This window comes from Aerococcus urinaehominis (assembly GCF_001543245.1).
Lineage (GTDB): Bacteria > Bacillota > Bacilli > Lactobacillales > Aerococcaceae > Aerococcus > Aerococcus urinaehominis.
The window spans coordinates 786,954-805,668 of sequence record NZ_CP014163.1; the positions used below are offsets into that span (position 1 = coordinate 786,954).

The 18,715-nt window shown below is 42.9% G+C and carries 21 protein-coding genes; 5 read left to right on the forward strand and 16 right to left on the reverse strand.

Translation table 11 applies throughout. From position 1 onward, the window contains the following. Positions 1-34 precede the first annotated feature (34 nt). Complete coding sequence (locus tag AWM75_RS03400) at positions 35-571, forward strand: QueT transporter family protein (RefSeq protein WP_067978223.1); 537 nt, start codon at positions 35-37, stop codon at positions 569-571. Between the two features lie 196 nt (positions 572-767). Here AWM75_RS03400 and AWM75_RS03405 read toward each other — a convergent pair whose 3' ends face one another. Next, the gene (locus AWM75_RS03405) at positions 768-1,952 is read right to left on the reverse strand and encodes a M20 metallopeptidase family protein (protein WP_067978225.1); all 1,185 of its coding nucleotides are present in this window, start codon (positions 1,950-1,952) and stop codon (positions 768-770) included. A 138-nt stretch (positions 1,953-2,090) separates the two neighbouring features. On the opposite strand from AWM75_RS03405, the gene AWM75_RS03410 reads away from it, so the two are divergent. Next, positions 2,091-2,945, forward strand: coding sequence for a MetQ/NlpA family ABC transporter substrate-binding protein (locus AWM75_RS03410; RefSeq protein WP_067978228.1), 855 nt, complete (start codon positions 2,091-2,093; stop codon positions 2,943-2,945). Between the two features lie 597 nt (positions 2,946-3,542). On the opposite strand, the gene AWM75_RS03415 is transcribed toward AWM75_RS03410, so the two are convergent. From AWM75_RS03415 to AWM75_RS03435, 5 genes are read right to left on the reverse strand one after another with little or no spacing between them, the layout of a single operon-like run. Beyond that, positions 3,543-3,857 carry a DUF4298 domain-containing protein gene (locus AWM75_RS03415; protein WP_067978231.1) on the reverse strand — a complete coding sequence of 105 codons (315 nt, stop codon included), beginning with the start codon at positions 3,855-3,857 and terminating at the stop codon, positions 3,543-3,545. Between the two features lie 2 nt (positions 3,858-3,859). Then, on the reverse strand, positions 3,860-4,666 hold the full coding sequence (locus AWM75_RS03420; protein ID WP_067978234.1) for an HAD hydrolase-like protein: 807 nt from the start codon (positions 4,664-4,666) through the stop codon (positions 3,860-3,862). An 18-nt stretch (positions 4,667-4,684) separates the two neighbouring features. Next, entirely contained in the window at positions 4,685-5,005 is a 321-nt protein-coding gene (locus AWM75_RS03425) for a thioredoxin family protein (RefSeq protein WP_067978237.1), read from the reverse strand. Next, positions 4,998-5,936, reverse strand: a complete 939-nt coding sequence (locus AWM75_RS03430) for an L-lactate dehydrogenase (protein ID WP_067978240.1) — start codon at positions 5,934-5,936, stop codon at positions 4,998-5,000. Before AWM75_RS03430 ends, AWM75_RS03425 begins: the two co-directional genes overlap by 8 nt. A 9-nt stretch (positions 5,937-5,945) precedes the next feature. Then, positions 5,946-6,380 carry a pyridoxamine 5'-phosphate oxidase family protein gene (locus AWM75_RS03435; RefSeq protein WP_067978243.1) on the reverse strand — a complete coding sequence of 145 codons (435 nt, stop codon included), beginning with the start codon at positions 6,378-6,380 and terminating at the stop codon, positions 5,946-5,948. A gap of 142 nt (positions 6,381-6,522) precedes the next feature. Between AWM75_RS03435 and AWM75_RS03440 the strand changes: the two genes are divergently transcribed. After that, positions 6,523-7,674, forward strand: a complete 1,152-nt coding sequence (locus AWM75_RS03440) for a M20 family metallopeptidase (protein ID WP_067978246.1) — start codon at positions 6,523-6,525, stop codon at positions 7,672-7,674. A 70-nt stretch (positions 7,675-7,744) separates the two neighbouring features. Here AWM75_RS03440 and AWM75_RS03445 read toward each other — a convergent pair whose 3' ends face one another. Then, a complete protein-coding gene (locus tag AWM75_RS03445; RefSeq protein WP_067978248.1) occupies positions 7,745-8,905 on the reverse strand; it encodes an ArgE/DapE family deacylase in 1,161 nt (386 codons plus the stop codon). Between the two features lie 198 nt (positions 8,906-9,103). Here AWM75_RS03445 and AWM75_RS03450 point away from each other — a divergent pair, with 198 nt between their 5' ends. After that, positions 9,104-9,613, forward strand: a complete 510-nt coding sequence (locus tag AWM75_RS03450) for a methylated-DNA--[protein]-cysteine S-methyltransferase (RefSeq protein ID WP_067978250.1) — start codon at positions 9,104-9,106, stop codon at positions 9,611-9,613. On the opposite strand, the gene gloB is transcribed toward AWM75_RS03450, so the two are convergent. The 5 genes from gloB to AWM75_RS08745 form a co-directional block, all read right to left on the reverse strand. Next, positions 9,610-10,314, reverse strand: a complete 705-nt coding sequence (gene gloB, locus AWM75_RS03455; RefSeq protein ID WP_067978252.1) for a hydroxyacylglutathione hydrolase — start codon at positions 10,312-10,314, stop codon at positions 9,610-9,612. The genes AWM75_RS03450 and gloB overlap by 4 nt on opposite strands. Positions 10,315-10,455: 141 nt before the next feature. Further along, a complete protein-coding gene (locus tag AWM75_RS03460; protein ID WP_067978255.1) occupies positions 10,456-10,839 on the reverse strand; it encodes a RidA family protein in 384 nt (127 codons plus the stop codon). A 96-nt stretch (positions 10,840-10,935) separates the two neighbouring features. Then, complete coding sequence (locus AWM75_RS03465) at positions 10,936-12,102, reverse strand: cation:proton antiporter (RefSeq protein ID WP_234946615.1); 1,167 nt, start codon at positions 12,100-12,102, stop codon at positions 10,936-10,938. 312 nt (positions 12,103-12,414) lie between these two features. Continuing rightward, positions 12,415-13,320: a ZinT/AdcA family metal-binding protein gene (locus AWM75_RS03470; protein ID WP_067978259.1), complete on the reverse strand. Its 906-nt coding sequence runs from the start codon at positions 13,318-13,320 to the stop codon at positions 12,415-12,417. Between the two features lie 100 nt (positions 13,321-13,420). Next, complete coding sequence (locus AWM75_RS08745; protein ID WP_158320155.1) at positions 13,421-13,597, reverse strand: hypothetical protein; 177 nt, start codon at positions 13,595-13,597, stop codon at positions 13,421-13,423. A 322-nt stretch (positions 13,598-13,919) separates the two neighbouring features. Between AWM75_RS08745 and AWM75_RS03475 the strand changes: the two genes are divergently transcribed. Continuing rightward, the gene (locus AWM75_RS03475; RefSeq protein WP_067978261.1) at positions 13,920-15,278 is read left to right on the forward strand and encodes an FAD-dependent oxidoreductase; all 1,359 of its coding nucleotides are present in this window, start codon (positions 13,920-13,922) and stop codon (positions 15,276-15,278) included. A 50-nt stretch (positions 15,279-15,328) separates the two neighbouring features. Here the strand turns inward: AWM75_RS03475 and truA are convergent, their stop codons facing one another. From truA to AWM75_RS03495, 4 genes are read right to left on the reverse strand one after another with little or no spacing between them, the layout of a single operon-like run. Further along, positions 15,329-16,156, reverse strand: a complete 828-nt coding sequence (gene truA, locus AWM75_RS03480; RefSeq protein WP_067978264.1) for a tRNA pseudouridine(38-40) synthase TruA — start codon at positions 16,154-16,156, stop codon at positions 15,329-15,331. A 10-nt stretch (positions 16,157-16,166) separates the two neighbouring features. Beyond that, the gene (locus tag AWM75_RS03485) at positions 16,167-16,964 is read right to left on the reverse strand and encodes an energy-coupling factor transporter transmembrane component T family protein (protein ID WP_067978266.1); all 798 of its coding nucleotides are present in this window, start codon (positions 16,962-16,964) and stop codon (positions 16,167-16,169) included. After that, complete coding sequence (locus tag AWM75_RS03490) at positions 16,957-17,841, reverse strand: energy-coupling factor transporter ATPase (protein WP_067980863.1); 885 nt, start codon at positions 17,839-17,841, stop codon at positions 16,957-16,959. The genes AWM75_RS03485 and AWM75_RS03490 overlap by 8 nt, the downstream gene beginning before the upstream one ends. After that, positions 17,817-18,659 (reverse strand): energy-coupling factor ABC transporter ATP-binding protein, encoded by an 843-nt coding sequence (locus AWM75_RS03495; protein ID WP_067978269.1) that lies wholly within the window; start codon positions 18,657-18,659, stop codon positions 17,817-17,819. Before AWM75_RS03495 ends, AWM75_RS03490 begins: the two co-directional genes overlap by 25 nt. Positions 18,660-18,715: the final 56 nt, after the last annotated feature.

Below are 18,715 nucleotides of genomic sequence, written 5' to 3' on the forward strand. Positions count from 1 at the left end.
AAATAATAGCATTGACTATAAAGGAGAATGATAAATGAATACTCAAACCCAAGCGTCCTGGACAACGCTCGACCTCACTAAAATGGCCATGGTAGCTGCCCTTTATGTGGTGCTTACGCTTTTTATGGCCCCAATATCCCTAGCTGGTTTGCAACTTAGGTTTTCAGAAGGTCTAAACTTTTTAGCCCTTTACAACAAACGATATATTCCCGCCCTTACTCTAGGTGTTTTTATCGTTAACTATTTTGCTTATGGGCCTTGGGATATGGTTGTCGGCAGTGCTGGGACTTTTATTTTTCTATATTTAGGGCGCTGGCTGGCCAAAGTGATTGCTGGTGGGCTGGCACGCTATAGCAAATTCAATGGAAATCTTATGGGCGTCCAATACCTCGTGCTCAATATTATTTTTGCTAGCTCTATGTTTACCATTGCCCTACTGGTTAAATTTTTAGGTGCTGACCAAGCCTTTTGGACACTCTATTTGTCTATGGCCACGGCTGAATTTATTGCCATGGGGCTAGGTGGCATTATTATCTACTGGCTCAGCCAACGAATTGATTTTTATCAATAAGTCAAATTAACCATAACCAAAAAGCCTGTGACTAAAGTCACAGGCTTTCGCTGTTATATGAACATTGTCAGTATAGTCAGCTGCCGATAAGCTAAACTGGCTGTCACATCGCAAACTAGGCTGACTCAATATCTCTCAGATATTGGTCTGATGCCTTCCAGTTGTCCATGCCTGAACGCCGAGTCTCGCACCCTATTTAGTCCTTCAGCCAGTTAAGACTAGCAAAAGCTAACATCCCCGCGATGCCATAAACCAGGGCCTCATCATCAAGGTCAAACTCAGGTGTATGGTGGGCAGCTCCCGATCCTAGACCATCATTTTTAATCCCTACAAAGGTAAAGAGCGTGGGGGCTAAGGCTTGATAATCAGCGAAAGACTCTGACGCATACCAGACCACATCTTGCTGGATAAGGCCTGGCTTTATCGCCTCCAGCTTTTGACCCACCTGATTAGCTAAATTAGCATCATTAATCACCGGATTTGACCAAGCCCCGTCACCAGTTTTTTCATACTGACACTGGTGCATTGCTGCCGCGTGCTGGGCTAATTTGTCAACCAGAGCAAAGGCTGCTTGGCCCACTTCCTTATCAAAAAAGCGAATGGAACCACCAATATAAGCCTGGTCCGGAAAGACATTATTAGCCGAACCCGCATGAAACTGTGTAATCCCCAAAGTAGCAATTTGATCAACTGGCAGTTGGTTGGCCCAAGCCACGGCCAAACTATTTAAAAAGTCTATCCCACAGAAAAGTGGATTAATAGCTAAATCTGGGCGAGAGCCATGGCCAGGCTTACCATGGAAAACTAAGCCAAAAGATGACCCTCCTGCCATCACCGGTCCGGCATCTAAGGCCAATTTACCGACTTCAAGTTCATTATAAACATGGTTACCATAAATATAGTCTAGCTGGTAATCGGCTAAGAAATCGACCACCTGGCCAACTGAGCCAGCCACCTCTTCACCAGATTCGAAAATAAAAATAAAACGGCCACATAGTTGGTCTCGGCAACCATTAATTTGGTCAATTGTGCCCATTAGTATTGCCATATGAGCATCATGGCCACAAGCATGCATCAAATTAGCCACTTGGGAATGCACTTTTTTAGCCTGAACCAGATTCTTCTGGGCTTCCTGGATGGGTAGCGCATCCATATCGGTGCGTAGGCCCAGAGTCAAACCAGGCCGGCCTGTATCCAGAATCGCAATAAAGGATTTACTTGCCGGCACATCTCTAATTTCTAAGTCATATTTGGCTAAGCATTTTTTTAAATAGGCCACCGTCCAGTCCTCATGCAGTGAAGCTTCTGGGTGCTGGTGGAGGTCATGACGTATCTGTAGGTACTGGTTAAAATTTGCTTTAATGGTAGTAAAATTAAACATCACTATCTCCTTAACCTTTTCTTTTAACCTATCATATCACGGTCTCACTTAGTCATGCATGAAAATAACAACATATTAATTGTCAGGTCGCTTTCATACTTGTATAATGTAAGTATGAAATAAATGGGGGTTTTATATATGAAATTAAAACAGCTTAAATGGCTAGGCCTAGCCTTAGTAACCAGTCTTCTGCTAACGGCTTGTGGCCAGACGAATAAACAAGGGGCTAGTAATATCGACGACACAAAAATTATCCGAGTTGCTACTTCTCCCGGCCCTTACAGTGAACTCTTCTTGAATGAAGTGAAACCTGTTTTAGAAGCCCAGGGCTATACGATCGAAAATCGTGATTTTGATGACTTGCAACGGGTTAATGTCGCCATTGACGAAGGTTCTATGGACCTCAATGTGGAGCAACATACGCTCTACATGTCTAATTATAATGAAGAAGCCGGTGGTAATTTAGTTGGCTTAACACCTATTCCAACCGTACCAACAGCCATTTTTGGCGGTACCAAAGACAGCCTAGACCAGGTTCAACCTGGTGATATTGTAGCGGTTTCGGATGATCCTGCTGACATTACCCGGTCTATGCTCTTGTTAGAGAAAGCAGGTTGGATCAGCCTTGACCCTAATGTCAAGCCAATGGATATCACCGAAAATGATATTATTGAAAATAAGGCAGGCGTTGAATTCCGCTTTGTCAAACCAGCTATTATCCCTCGTAACCTAGAGGACGCAGCCTATGGTATTATCCCTGGCTCAACCTTTTATGACTCCGGCATGTCTTCAACTGATGCCCTGTTAGAGGAAGATATGCTGCCAGACCTAGAATTACAGGCAGTTACGCGCGCAGATGAAGCGGATAGCCAATGGGCCAAAGATTTGGTCGCTGTCTACCAGTCTGATGACCTGAAAGCCCGTATCCAAGAAATTAATGCAGAAAATGACCGGGTAAACTGGTTATGGCCAACCTCTCTGAAAAATAACTAGTCCAAAAAAGAGGGTGCGAGGACTGGCGCTCAGGAATGAATCACTGGAAGGAATTAGGCCAATAGCTACAAGCTATTGAGACTAATTTCTGAAGTGACTTCATTCCTGCCAAGTCGAACCCGACTAAATAAGGGTGCGAGGACTGGCGTTTAGAACTGAATTCTTGGAATAAAAGACGATCAATCTCGCAGATATTGTATCGGATTTTATGAAAGGACTTCAGTTCTGCCAGACCGAACCCGACTAAATAAGGGTGTGACCAGAAGCGCTTTGAACTGAATCGTTGGAACTAGGCAGACCAATATCTGAAAGATATTGAGTCAGTCTAGTGAAACGACTTCAGTTCAGCTTTTTGGAGCCCGACTAAAAGGGTGCGAGACTTGGCGCTCAGTAATGAATCACTGGAAGGAATTAGGCCAATAGCTACAAGCTATTGAGACTAATTTCTGAAGTGACTTCATGCCTGCCAAGTCGAACCCGAATAAAAGGGTGTGACAAGAAGCGCTCTGAACCCAACTATGCCACTAATATTCGTATAAAAGCGAAAGCCTGGGACTTATGCCCAGGCTTTTTTTAGATTATAAATTTTTCTTAGTTTTACTGACCAACATGATATTGAGCCACAGCATCAGCCATATCAGCTAAAATTTGGTCGTTCTCTCCCAGAAGGTTATAGAGGCCATCTTCCGATAAAATCCCCCGCTTTAAATCGCTGGGAATTTGCCCATCCTGATCGGCTTGCCAATCCGCCTGCCACAAAGGGCCTTCATAATAATCGACTAATTCCTGGCCTTCTGCTGACACCGCTAGATAGGCTGCTAGGGGGCCTTCTAAATCGGCTATAGCCTGACTGAGGCGGTCTGCTTTGGCCTCCAAATCTTTAATGCGGTCAATTCGCGCCTGGTCTGCCATCACTAGTCCTCCTCATAGTTAAGATTATCTTTAAAAGCCCTTGTGTAACGAGCTTGGTCGTAGCTACCATTTAAAAAGGCTTCTAAAGCATAATCTAAGAAATGAGCCCAACTTTCCGTCTCACGACCAACCAATATTGGATAAAAGGCGATGCCCTTGCTCTCAGCTGCTCTTAAATCGCCAGGCGAATCGCCTAAAAGCAAAATATCACTAACATCATTACCCTGGTCTAAGAGCATCTGGACTGTGGCCGGCTTAGAACCTGTTTCTTGGCAATAGTAGGCATCAGTAAATTCATCTAACTGATTCTCAACCCACTCAGCTTGAATAGTCTTTTGGCTAGAGGTTGACACAGCGTAAACTTGACCAACCTGGCTCAGCGCTTTTAGGCCAGCCCGGGCCCCTACAAAGGCCTTATAATCATCCGCATGATAATCAGCAATACCCTGATTGGTTTCCATAGACCATTGGTAGGCTTTTTTGAGATCATCGGATTGATAAGTTTCAATAGCTTGAGCCAAACTATCCATGGATAATTGGCCACTTTGATCTACCCACGCTAGCAAGTTCTCCATATCCGGATAGCCAGCCCGCTTAAGCATGGTCGTCAAGGCGACAAAACGATTGGCCCCCCTCAGTGGACTGTATAAGTTAATTTGGGACCAGTCTGCTAAAAAACCATCTATATCATCTACATATTGAGATAAATTAAATATCCGAATAGCATTAGGGGCCATAAAGACCTCGTGTTTAAAGACCATGGTATTAATGGTACAGCCATCTGAGTCAACACAAAAATGTTTGGTCATATGAGCACTTCCTCTCCTTCAATAATAGCTTAATTGGTCTAAGGCGGCCACCAAGTCTGCCCGCGGGACGACCCGGGCAAAGCGCGCCCGCTCCTGGCCAGCACCATAGAGCATAACAACTGGAATCGTAAAGACCATAAAGGCCCCAGCTAATTGCGGGAGGTCACTGAGACTAGCCTCTATGACCACTAAGTCTGGGTAATTAGCCGTTACTTCTTCCAGCTGCGGGCGCAGAGCCTGGCAGATACCACAATTGTGACCAGTTAAATAGACTAGAACCTGGTCATTAGCCGCTATGGTTGCCTCAATATCAGCTAGGCTAGCAACTTGCTTAATCATTATCAGAACCGATTTCTAAGTGGGCCTTACGCTTCACTTCATCAGCAGAATGTTGCAACTTGGCTTCTTCTTCTGGTGTTAATGCCAACTTAACTTGTTTAATAATACCTTGGCGGCCAACCACAGCTGGATAAGACAGATAGCCTTGGTATTCTTCGCGATAATTTGAAACTGGTAAAAGGGCATGGGCATCGTTAATAATCGCAGCCGTTAAACGACAAGCCGCGGCTGCAATACCGTAATTGGTGTAGTATTTACCAAAAATAACTGTATAGCCCCCTTGGCGGGTCTCCTCTTCTAAATCATCTAGATTTAAATCCGGTTGGTCAGCCAATAGGTCGGTAATGGGCTGGTCGAGCACCTTTACTGTCGACCAAGCGGTAAATTGAGATTCCCCGTGCTCACCCAAAGCATAACCTTGAACGGAGCGTGGATCGACATCAAAAAATTTACCAACCGCACGGTGAAGGCGGGCTGTATCAAGCAGGGTCCCGGTACCGATTACCTTTTCCTTGGCCAGTCCCGACTTCTCTTGATAAATAGTGGCAATCGCATCATTAGGATTAGTAATCACTACCAGCACCTCGTCAAAGCCCATCTCTTTTAGCTTGGGGCCATAGACGTCAAATTGGTCGTGATTACGCTTCAACTCACCGAAGCGGTCGTAAGGTGGTTTGGCTGATAGAGAAATATCACCTAGGGCAGATATAACCACATCAGCATCCTTTAAGCCCGCAAAATCATTCGTCCGTACCTTAGTGAAGTGGCCAAGATTATTCATGGCATCTTGAAAATCCAAGGCATCGGCCTGGAGCTTCTCTTCACGCTCATCAAACAATATCAGTTCATCAACTAACCCAGTTACAATCATTTGGTGGGCTACAGCAGCACCAACATTACCCATACCAATAATACCTACTTTTCTTGCCATGTTTGCCTCCTATTCGCTTGCTTTAAAATCAAAATGATACTTGTGGCCTTGGGTTAGGCTATGATAAAAGCCTTGCCCCTCATACATATGGAAAACTTGCACACTAGCAATCGCGTCTTCTTCTGGATAAACATAATCAATATATGGATTATCACCAATCACTTCTTTTAGGCGGTCCCGACCAATCGCTTTAACCTGGCCTTCGATACGAATGGTTTGGATTAAATAATCGTCCTTATTTAAACCAGTAATGGCAATTTTGGGATTGGCCATTAATTGTTGATAAAAATTAGTCTCAGGGCTAGTCATAAATAGAACCCCTTGGTCATTAGCGACACCGATATTGATAAAACGACCATGGGGTTGGCCACTTTCATCTGCTGTGGCAATTACTGCCACCCCTATATCATCCTGAAGGATTTTCATGATATCTGCAACTTTCATACCCGTCACTCCTTTAGTCATATTTATCTTATTATACCTTAAAAGCTCGAGAAGGAACATATGACCCTAGTCCAACAATCTCTTATTGCAAGTTAGCCTTATGGAGGTCATAATAAAAGTAAAGATTAGAAAGGTGATTATTATGACGAATGAACAAGCGCTAACACTACTTCAAGATATGCTGCAAGTAGATAGCCGGGGCCAAAATGAAGCCCAAGTAATTGATATTATCCAGCCCCTCCTTGAGGACTATGATTTTACTTGCCAGCGCGTTAACTATGGTCCTGGTCGTGACCAACTATTAGCAGTCTATGACTCTGGCCAAGCCGGGCCAATATTCGGCATTGAAGGCCATACTGATGTCGTGCCAGTCGGTGACGAGGATTGGCAATTTCCTCCTTTTGCGGGCCAGGTCCATGACGGCAAAATCTATGGCCGCGGTGCCTGTGATATGAAGGGCGGTCTAGCAGCAGCTATCGCGGCAGTCATTCGCCTGCGCCAGTCAGGCTATCCTAAGCAAGGAAAAATTCAATTTATTATTACAGCAGACGAAGAAACAGGCTTAAAAGGTGCTGGCCAATTAGTTAAAGCGGGGCTGGTCCCTGAAATCGATGTCCTGGTCTGTGCCGAACCTACCAATATGCAGCTTGCTATTGCCCACAAGGGCGTTAATAGCCTGTCAATAGAGAGCATTGGTGTTTCAGCCCACTCAGCCAGAGCCCATCAAGGAATCAATGCCAACCATAAACTCCTAGACTACCTAGAGGCAGCTCGGAAGGCCTATCACCCTGAAGACTACCATGATGAACAATTAGGGCCATCCTCCATGCAAATTAATGTCCTTAGCGGTGGTAAGCAAATCAATGTAGTGCCTGACTTTGCCGAAGCCATTATTGATATGCGGACCGTTCCGAGTCAGGACCATGATGTCATGCTCAAAATATTTACTGACCTAGCTGATCAAATCATGGCAGCGGATGATCAGGCCAATATTAAGGTGAAGCGTCTACTCGATCTTTACCCCCTCGCCACCCCTGCTGACCATATCTTTGTTCAAGCCTTTAAAGAAGTTGTCGACCAGGTAAGAAACCAAGATAGTGAACTAACTGCTATGGATGGGTCGACTGACTGTGCTGAATTTATGAAGGTCTTAGATAAGACAGCCGTTGTTATCTTTGGCCCTGGTGATTCGGCCCACCAAACAGATGAATTTATCAGTTTAACTGATTACTACCAGTGTATCGAAATTTTTGAACAAGTTTACTTAAACTGGATACAAAAACTTACTAACTAATAACTAAAAATCCCTAGCAATGACCAAACACTGCTAGGGATTTTTTATCGCTACAAATAGATCTATCAACCTAAGATAGGTAATTAGGGATGATTTTATTATACAGATCGATGGCTAATAAATATTCATCTACCTCGACATGCTCATCAACTTGGTGAGAAATTCCTAGCTCACCAGGTCCATAAATTGCCAAGTCATAATCACCATCAATACGGCCAAAGTTAGAAGCATCAGTGGCACCCATAATTACTTCAACTTTAACTTCTTTATCATTGGCTGCAATAATTTCTTTAATCAAGTCATTATCTGGTTGGGATTCTGCAGATGGATTATTTTGCAGCATATTCAGTTCTAATTCGCCACGACCCTCTGCATTTAATTTAGCAATATTATCTTCAATAATTTTAACCACTAAATCATTGCCTGCCTCTTGAACAGTCCGGGCGTTAGCTTTTAAAACAATCTTGCTAGCTACTGAGTTAATTTGCGTACCACCGTTAATCACAGTGTTCACATTAATGGTCCGACCTAACTGCTCATTTTCAGCACCTGCCGCGTTAAAGGCTGCATCAAAATCTTTATTAGTTGCATTAATATAATCAACCATCAACTGCAAGGCATCCACTCCTAATTCTGGCATCGAAGAGTGGGCAGCCTTACCCTTAGAAATGATTTCATACTGGATAGACCCCTTATGGGCATTAATAACTAAATCTGTTGAGGAAGGTTCAGCAATCAAAAAGCCACTGGCCCCATCAGCATAGCCTTCTTCCACTAGCTGTTTAGAGCCATACATGCCAATCTCTTCACCAACCGTTAAGGCTAGGCGTAGGGTACCAGAGAACGGGGCACCAGCCTCTTTTAATTCAATGGCTGACAACACTAAGGCCATAACGCCAGCCTTCATATCAGAAGCACCCCGGCCGTATAATTTACCATCATGGATTTCGGCTGCGAATGGTGGATAGGTCCACTCAGATTCATCACCTGCTGCTACCACGTCTAAGTGGCCAGACACAACTAGCATTTTTCCTTGACCATCTTTTTGGCCTTTGACATCAGCCACTAAAGATGACCGGCCTGGCTTATATTCGACAAGCTCACTATCAATACCATGCTCAGCTAATAAGGCTTGGATATACTTGGCTACTTCTTCTTCGTGGTCATTTTCACTTTTAATTTTAATAATATTCTGTAAATGTTCTACTTTTTCTTCTTTAGTAAAAGTCATTGATATTCCTCCTCTAAGGTATTTAGCCTGACCTTAAATTTATTATTACCAAGTTAATTCTAACAAAAATATTGATATCTGCCTAGTTAAAAGGCTAAAATCTCACATCTTGTATTTTTAATGTTAGCTTACTTGCGAATAATTTCTCTGGCTAGATATGGTTTGCTATAATACAGGCAAACACTAATAGGAGGGCCTATGTACAAAACTAAAATAACTAGCCCACTTGGTGACCTCTGGGCCTTTTCTAGTGGCTACCAGCTTCAAGGGCTCTACCTCAATGACCAGAAAAATTATCCCTTCGCCCGGTATAACCAGAGTATTCAGGAAGATAGTTTACCCATATTTAAGCAAACCCGAGCTGGTCTAGACCGCTATTGGTTAGGAGATACAAGTGCCTTAGACCAAATCGCCTATCATTTGCCAGTTGCTACGCCTTTTCAAAAACTAGTCTGGCAGGAAATTGCCAGTATCCCTCACGGTCAATGGCGCTCCTATGGTCAACTAGCCAAGCAAATTGCTAGCAAAAGAGGCCTTGCTAGTATGTCCAGCCAAGCGGTCGGTCAGGCTGTGGCTAAAAATCCCCTGCTGGTTATCATCCCTTGCCATCGTATTCTCGGCAAGGATGGTCAGTTAACCGGCTATGCTGGTGGCTTAGCCGCCAAGCGTTATTTACTAAAACTAGAAGGCATCAACTGGCATAATTAATATTGGTCGCGTTTATCGCGTAAGGATTTAAAGGCGTCAACCGAGCCCGCATGGAAGAAAGGATTATAAGCATGCTCTTCACCAATCGTCGATGGTAGGCTAGGCTTATCTTGGCTTAATTTTTGCTCAAGCTCAGCCCTTTTGCCAGCGACCGCCATGTTATCCGGCTCAACATCCTTGGCAAATTTCAAATTGGTGAGTGAATATTCATGGCCCGCATAAACCTTCACTTTATCAGGCAGTTTTTTAAGTTTTTGGATACCCTCATAGGCTGACTGGTAGTCGCCAGTGAAGACACGGCCACAACCGGCTAAAAAGAGCGCATCACCACAGAATAAATGATCACCATGCAGGTAAGAGATATGGCCTTCAGTATGGCCGGCAGTTAAATAGACTTGAAAGTCTAGGTCCGCCAATTCAAAGTGATCTCCTTCAGCTAGGGTATGGTTGTTCAAATGACTGGTTTCCCCAGGGCCATAAACCACTAGGCCAGGGTAGTTAGCCTTAAGCATTTCCACGCCGTCTACATGATCACTATGCTTATGGGTCAATAAAATAGCTACCGGTTTAAAATCAGGATGGTCAGCTAAAAAATCTAAAACTGGCTGGCCCTCACCTGGGTCAACTATAACCACTTTTTTCGCCTGTTCTATGAGCCAAATATAGTTATCCGCTAAAGCTTTTACAGGTATAATTTGCATATGATTATCCTCCTTGTTAGTATCGATAAGGTTCACTGCTATTTATATTATAAGTCACTCTGGTCAAGAGACCAATCAATTCAGCTCAAAGGAAAAGGCTGGTGGGATTTCTTAGAAGCCCGCCAGCCTTTTTGTTTTATTTTAATTATCGGATTTAACAGCAATGACTTCAATTTCAACTAAACCGCCCTTGGGCAAATCCTTAACAGCAAAGGCTGATCTGGCTGGATATGGTTGGCTAAACTGGTCAGCGTAAATCGTATTAACTGCCTCAAAGTCATTAATATCAGCCAAAAGCACAGTTACTTTTACAATATCATCCATTGCTAAACCTGCTGCTGCTAAAACGGCCTTGATATTAGCAAAGGCTTGTTTAGTTTGTTCTTCTAGGCCCTCGGCTAACTGGCCAGTTTCAGGCACTAAACCTAATTGGCCGGAGGCATAGGTCACATCACCTATTTGAATCGCTTGCGAATATGGCCCTACCGCTTGGGGTGCCTGGTCAGTATGAATTGCTTTTTTCATGGAATCTTCCTTTCTGCTAGGTAAGCCCAGTCAATATTAGACCATTACTTGCCTGAATCTAAGTTTATCATACGTCTTTACCAGCCAGTATTCAAACTATTTTTTTACTAATGGTGGTAGCAACCAGGTCTGGTAAGTCTGATCAATAGCCCAGGCGCCCAGTGGTGCAGTGACTAGAATAGCTAATACTGCCACTGATAGTATCAATTGGCCACTTGCCATCCCTTGAGCCAGGGGCACTGAACCGATAGCTGCCTGTACAGTTGCCTTAGGTAGATAAGCTAGTATTGTAAATAACCGCTCACGCTTGGTTAAGGCTGTGCCTAAAAGTGATAAATATACGCCAACTAATCGAATTAAAAGGGCCAAGGCAATCATAAGAATAGCTAGGCCACCAGCCAAAACCGTGTAGCGAATATCGACTGCTGCACCTACTAACACAAACAAAAGCATTTCAGCTGCTAGCCAGACTTTATTAAACTTGCTAGCTAAGCGGTCTCTTACTTGCTTTGGACATTTAGCAGCCACAGCCATTGACATCGTCATAACCGCTAACAAACCGGACATGGGGAAGTAATTAGCTAGTAAGTTCTCAAGTCCCATTAGGAGACAGGCTAGCGCTAAAATAATAATCAATTTGCTAGAATTTCTGATATAGTCTCCTTTTTGGTAAGCCCGATTAAAGAAACGAGCCAAGCCCAGACCAAGTAAGCAGCCAATTAAGATGCCAGTCAAGATAGCTATGGGAATACTGGTAAAACTAGATAAATTAACCCCCTGTCCTTGAGCCAGGGCTAGTGACGAGGAAAAGCACACGATAACGAAAACATCATCACAGGATGCGCCTGCTAAAATCATCTGTGGAATTGCCTTATCCTGTCCATAGCCCCGGTCTATTAAATTCACCATTCGCGGGACAACCACAGCCGGAGAGACAGCCCCTAATACGGTTCCCATTACCAAAGCATCAGGCCAAGAAATATTAAAAATCAAGGGAGCCAACAGACAATAGGCCAAGATCTCAAAACTAGCTGGCAAAAAAGATAGCAGCAAGGCCGGACGACCAACCTTTTTTAAATCAGCAACATCTAGTGATAAACCAGCTTTGATTAAGATAATCATTAAGGCTAGACTACGTAAGTCACCAGAAATAGCTAGTAGCTGGGGATGAATCAGATTGGCGACATAAGGGCCTATTAAAATGCCAGCTAGCAGCATACCAATAATACGTGGCAGACCTAGACGCTGACTCAATTGAGCCATGATTAACCCCACTAAAAAAATGAGTCCCAGTGAAAATAACATAAAAACCTCTTTCCTAAAATAAAGACCCGGGACATCAGTCCCGGGCTCTCACTATAATACCAAGATTAGTAGCACAGTCGAGCTCTAAGAAGCTGAGCTGGCTGTCACTTCGCAAACTGGGCTGTGCTTTAGCTTGCTAATAATGGTCCAGCCCAACTCAGTCTATCATTTCAAAGCGTTGTTACCAGCTATTTAATGAAGATTAGGCAAGTTTCGTCAAGCTATTATTTTCCAGTTATTCTAACAAATTATATGATATGTAACAAGGGACTAGTGGTTTAATTGGTCTTCTAGAATCTGCTCTCCTGACCAAGCAGCTGGATAGTAGGTTGGCCAATTATCTAATTCTTTTAACAGCTCTTGATGCGTGTCATTAGAGAAGTAGATATGGAAGTGGTTTACGCCCTCAGTTGGCGCAATATTATGGTCAGAAAATTGGACCGATTGATAAGCATCTTCATCTCCACCAACTTTGGTGAAGAGGGGGCGCACACCCCGATTTCCCTTCTCATATGCTAGAATTTCCGTGCCGGCTGGCTCATACTCGCCAGTAACTTGACTGCCATCGTTTTTAATAAAGGTGATTAGATTACCCTCAATTTTGATATTTTTGACGTCAGTTTGATAGCCTGTCTTATAGTAATCCTTGTATTCTGCTGCTGTTTTCTCACCATCTGATTTTAAGGATTTAACCTCCATGACTGGGTCAAGCGTACCATCAAGCAAATAAGGATATACTGACTGCCATTCGCCCTGCCAATCAGCTAAGGTTCGGTCAGCCACTTCTTCATCCTTAAAATAGCCTGCGTAAACTTCTTTCTTTTTCTCGTATTCAGCTTTTAAATTAGGGTGGTCTGCTAAATATTGGTCTAATTCCTTTTGCAAGGCCCCATCCACTTGGTCCACTGCTACTTCATGGTAGTGGTCACCATGAGCAACTAAATAATGGTCGCCCTCCTTAGCGACAACATTATCTTTAGATATTTCTACCTCATGGTCATGACCATGATCGTGGTCGTGCTTTTTAGTCCCAGACTGACTATGATCCTGGCTATGAGCCTGGCTAGTCTGGGATTGGTTGGCCTGGTCAGTATCTTTCTTCTGGTTGTTTTGACCACAAGCAGCTAGTAGCAAACCACTAGATAAACTCATTAGCAATAATTTTTTTAAAGACATTGGTTTTCCCCTTTTCACAAAACGTAATAGTTACGTTTTAGATCATAACCTGAACAAGATAACAAGTCAAGATAAATCGTAAATATTACGTTTTGATTTGCTAACTGTTGTAAGCCTGGGCCATCAAATAAATCACAATCACAGAGGAAACCACTAACAAGATTAGGCCTAAGGCAATGAAATAAAGGTAAAAGCGACGACCAGTCTGCCTATATAAGTATAGTGACGAGGCCAAGAGACTAACCACAATGGCATAAATAAGAAAAACAAATAACATAGCTCCTACTTTCTAGCTAGGCACCTAGCAAAAAGACAAAAATGGTTCAGCACTTCCAAATAATCAAGTGGGGCAGCCCTTCAACTTTTTTGTGAAAATATCCGTAAAAATTCACAAGCATCTAATGATTATTGATAAAGAAGCTTTTATGTAGATAAAGTTTGTGAAAATACCAATTTGAATTTTGTACATTTTTTGTACAATAAAGTTATTATTAAATTCTTGTATTTTAGTGAACATTATTTTGCATTTTCAGTTTAGCTCTTATATACTCTTTTATGGAAAACGTTTCATCGCAATAAATTAAATTAGAGGTGTCTAAATGAAAGTTGCAGTAATCGGTTGTACCCATGCTGGGACAGCTGCCGTTAAAACTATCTTAACAGAAAACGATGATGTAGAAGTTGTTGTTTTTGAACGCAATGATAATATCTCCTTCTTATCTTGTGGGATTGCCCTTTACGTAGGTGGCGTGGTCAAAGACGTCAATGGCCTTTTCTATTCTGATCCAAGTGAGTTAGAATCTCTAGGCGCAACAGTTTATATGAAACACAATGTGCTATCGTTTGACGAAAACACTAAAGTTATCCAAGTAGAAAATATGGAGACTGGCGAACATTTCCAAGAATCATATGACAAGTTAGTCATTGCCACTGGTTCTTGGCCGATTATTCCTGATTTACCAGGACTAGATCTAGAAAATGTCATGCTATGTAAAAACTTTAAGCATGCCCAAGAATTAATCCAAACTAAGCAAGATAAAAAACGAGTTGCTGTTATTGGTGCTGGTTATATTGGTATCGAGTTAGTTGAAGCCTTTGCTGAAGACGGTAAAGAAGTTGTTTTAATCGATGGTGCTGACCGCGTCCTACCTAAGTATCTCGACCAGGAAATGACTGACTTATTAGAAGCAAGCTTGGTAGACCATGGCGTACAAATGCAATTAGGGGAATTTGTAGAATCATTCCTAGCCGACGATGAAGGTAAGGTACGTGCCGTTAAAACGTCTAAAGGTGAATATGAATGTGATATGGCAGTCCTTTGTGTCGGCTTCCAACCTAACACAGAATTATATAAGGGCAAGTTAGAAACTATGCCGAATGGTGCGATTATTGTAGATGACTATATGCACACCTCTCACCCAGATATCTATGCCTGTGGTGACTCATGTGCTGTCAACTATAATCCTAACGATGGCCATGCTTATATCCCGCTTGCCACTAATGCTGTCCGTATGGGTAGCTTAGTTGGTAAAAATATTAAAGCAGACCGCGTCAAATACCGGGGCACCCAGTCAACATCTGGTCTAAAATTATTCGGCTGGAATATTGGCTCAACTGGTGTTACCGACAATTCTGCTAGCAGCTTCAACCTTGAAACTCGTAGCGTCTATGTTGAAGATAACTACCGCCCTGAATTCATGCCTACTACAGAAAAAGTTTATATGAAGTTAGTCTATGAAGTAGGCACAAATCGAGTTGTTGGCGGTCAGCTTATGTCTAAGTATGATATTACCCAATCAGCCAACACCCTATCACTAGCTATCCAAACCAAGCAAACAATTGAAGATTTAGCCTATGTGGACTTCTTCTTCCAACCACACTTTGACCGCCCTTGGAACTATTTAAATATTTTAGCCCAAGCAGCACTAAGTCAAGAAGAAGAATTAGCTCAAAACTAATTTATGCATCAGCCAAAAAAGCCTAGGAATTTAATCCTAGGCTTTTTTATTTACTTTTCATCCCTTATTGATTGATTTTGGTCTTTTATTTTACCATCTAGCCAGGCCTGGGTCCAGGCTGCTCGTTGTTCAAAGGATAAATACCCCACTGACTGCAGGAAGAGCCCCTGGGCACCGGCAGTTGGCCCAGCTTGGTTACGGTCCTTAACAGCTAACAGACGCTCTAATTCATCAACTGGTTTTAACCCATCACCAATCTGTAAACAGGTGCCAACCAGAATTCTAACCATATTATACAGAAAACCATCACCTTGAAAGATAAAGTGGATTTCATTTTCAACTGGCTGGTAGCTAGCCTCTGCTCGGTAAATGGTACGTACCAAGTTAACCTTGTCTGTTTTAGTTGAACAGAATGAGGTAAAATCATGTTTACCTTTAATCGCTTGCAGTGCTTCTTGGATACGACTAATATCGGTTGGGTAAGGGTGATGAAGCGCATAACGGGTCTTAAAAGGTGACATAAAATGATCTAAACTAACTCGGTAGAGGTAAGTCTTGTCCTTAGCGTGGAAGCGTGCGTGAAAGATGTCTTCCACTGGAAGGACTTCCAGGATTCTTATCGCTTGACTCGTAATTGAATTAAGGGCTCTGAGGAGGCTGTCAGGCTCGATAGCAGCGGGATAGTCAATATGGATAACTTGGCCTAGAGCATGGACACCAGAATCAGTCCTACCAGAACCATAAACAGTAATCTCCTGGCCCTTGGTCATCAACTTGAGGGCCCGCTCCAATTCGGCCTGGATACTAGGGCCATTAGGCTGAATCTGAAAACCAACATAATCAGTCCCATCATATTCCAGGGTAATTTTATAACGCAAATAACCCCTCCTAAACTAATTTATCGTAGGCTAGACAGACTAAGATTACTAAAAGGACTATGATACTAGCCCATGTATCCCGTATTTGCCAGTCGAGCTCATTTAGCTTGCTTCGACCTTCGCCCCCCTGATAACCACGCGCTTCCATAGCTGTTGCCAACTCAAAGGCACGGTTAAAGGCTGAAATAAACAGGGGAATTAAGATAGGAATAATTTTCTTGATCCGCTCAATTAAATGGCCCTCGCTAAATTCCACCCCACGCGAGCGTTGGGCATTCATAATTTTTTGTGTCTCATCACTTAGAGTAGGAATAAAACGCAGGGCAATCGAGAACATTAAGGCAATTTCATGAACCGGTAATCCCCTTCTAAAAGCTGCCATTAGACTTTCCATACCATCTGTTAGAGCCAAGGGCTGGGTTGACAAGGTTAATAAAGTCGAGATAAAAATAATAATCACAAAACGTAAAAAGATATAAACAGCATTGTTTACACCTTCCCAAGTTAATTTTAAGAAGCCCAGTTGAAAAATCACCTGGTCACCTTGAGAAAATATTAACTGAAGTATGACCGTAAATAAGATAAGCATCAACATAGGTCTTAGTCCTTTAATAAAGATAGTCAAAGGGATTTGCGACAAAGAGATTAGTAGCAAGCAGAAGGCCAGCAACATAAGGTATGACGAAATTTTAGTTAAGAAAAAAACTAAAATCATTAAACCTAACATTGCCAATAGCTTAAAGCGCGGGTCGAGGCGATGAATGAGCGAATCGCCAGGAATATAGCGACCTAATAACATATTAGTCATGCTGGTTTCCTCCTTGTGCTTGGTAATTCTTGCTAATCTCCGCCAGCAAATCATCAATGGTTAGAGGAGGCTGGTCCCAAGTTAACTTACCGCCGCGACAGGCTTGTAGGCTTTGGTAAAAAGACAAACTATCAGGTAAACCTAATTGTAAGCTGGTTAGCCATTCAGGATCAGCAAATACCTCCCGCATCTCACCTGACTTGACACACTGGCCGTGGTCCATAACAATCACATGGTTGGCATAATCAGCGACATCATTCATTTGGTGGGTCACTAGTACTAGGGTTATGCCTGCTTGAACATGCAAGTCCGCAAACATAGTCATCATATCTCGACGCCCCTTTGGATCTAGGCCAGCGGTTGGTTCATCAAGCACCAAAACCTTGGGTTGCATAGCTAAAATACCCGCAATAGCTACCCGACGCATTTGTCCGCCTGACAAATCAAAAGGCGACCGATCATAAAAGTCCGCAGATAAACCTACCATGTCTAGCGCTTTAATAGCTAAATCCTCAGCCTCTTCAGTAGACTTACCGAAATTTAAAGGAGCAAACATCACATCTTTAAGAACAGTTTCCTCAAATAATTGCGATTCGGGGAATTGAAAAACGATACCAACCTGAGACCGAATCTGTTTGCCATCTTTGACCTGGCTTTGGTTTGTTAAGACTTGGTCACCAATTTCAACCCGGCCTTGACTGGGAATGAGTAAACCATTCAAATGTTGGGTAATAGTAGATTTACCTGAACCCGTATGACCAATAATCGCCGTATAAGAGCCATCAGGAATCTCAAAAGTAACATCCTTCAGGGCCTGATAAGCAAAAGGTGTGCCTTGGGCATAAGTATAACTTACTTGATTAAATTTGATGCGCATAGCCACTCTGCCATCCCTTCTACAGTCATATACTCTTTAGGCACTGGAATGCCTAAAGCTTGCAAGCGATCCTTTAAACTTTGACCAAAGGGAACATCCAGGCCCATATCAACCAAGCGGTCACCATAAACAAAAATTTCTTCAGGTTGGGCTTGTGTTTGCACCTGACCTTTTTTAAGTACGAGCACACGGTCAGCTAAGGCTGCTTCGTCAATATCATGGGTAATTGAGATAATTGTCAAGTTGAGCTTCTCTTTTAGGTCTCTAATTACCGACATCACTTCTTGACGACCAAGGGGATCTAACATTGCCGTAGATTCATCCAAAATAATGATCTTGGGAGCAAGAGCATTCACCCCTGCGATGGCAACCCGCTGTTTTTGGCCCCCAGATAAAGAAGCTGGTTCGCGTTTTTCAAAACCGGTCATGCCCACAGCTTCGAGGGCCCAGGTCACCCGTTCACGCATTTGCTGGCTATCCATACCAATATTTTCTAAGGCAAAGGCCACATCATTTTCAACTGTTGCCCCAACGAACTGGTTGTCGGGATTTTGAAAAACATAGCCCACTCTGCGCCTGATTTCCCAGACAGTTTCCTCATTCAGTTCAAAACCATCAATAACAATTTTTCCTTGGTCTGATTCAAGCAGTCCAATGAGTAATTTCGCTAAGGTCGATTTACCGGAGCCATTACGGCCTATTAAAGCAATCCATTCCCCTGAATTAATGGAGAAGCTGATATTGTTAAGCGTTGGATGCTCTTGGTTTTTATCGTAAGAAAACCCTAAGTTACTAACTGTTAAAATTTCTTCTGCCATATTCGCCTCTCCTAAAAAAAGCGCCTAGAGTGCGCCTGCAACTTTTATATGTAATA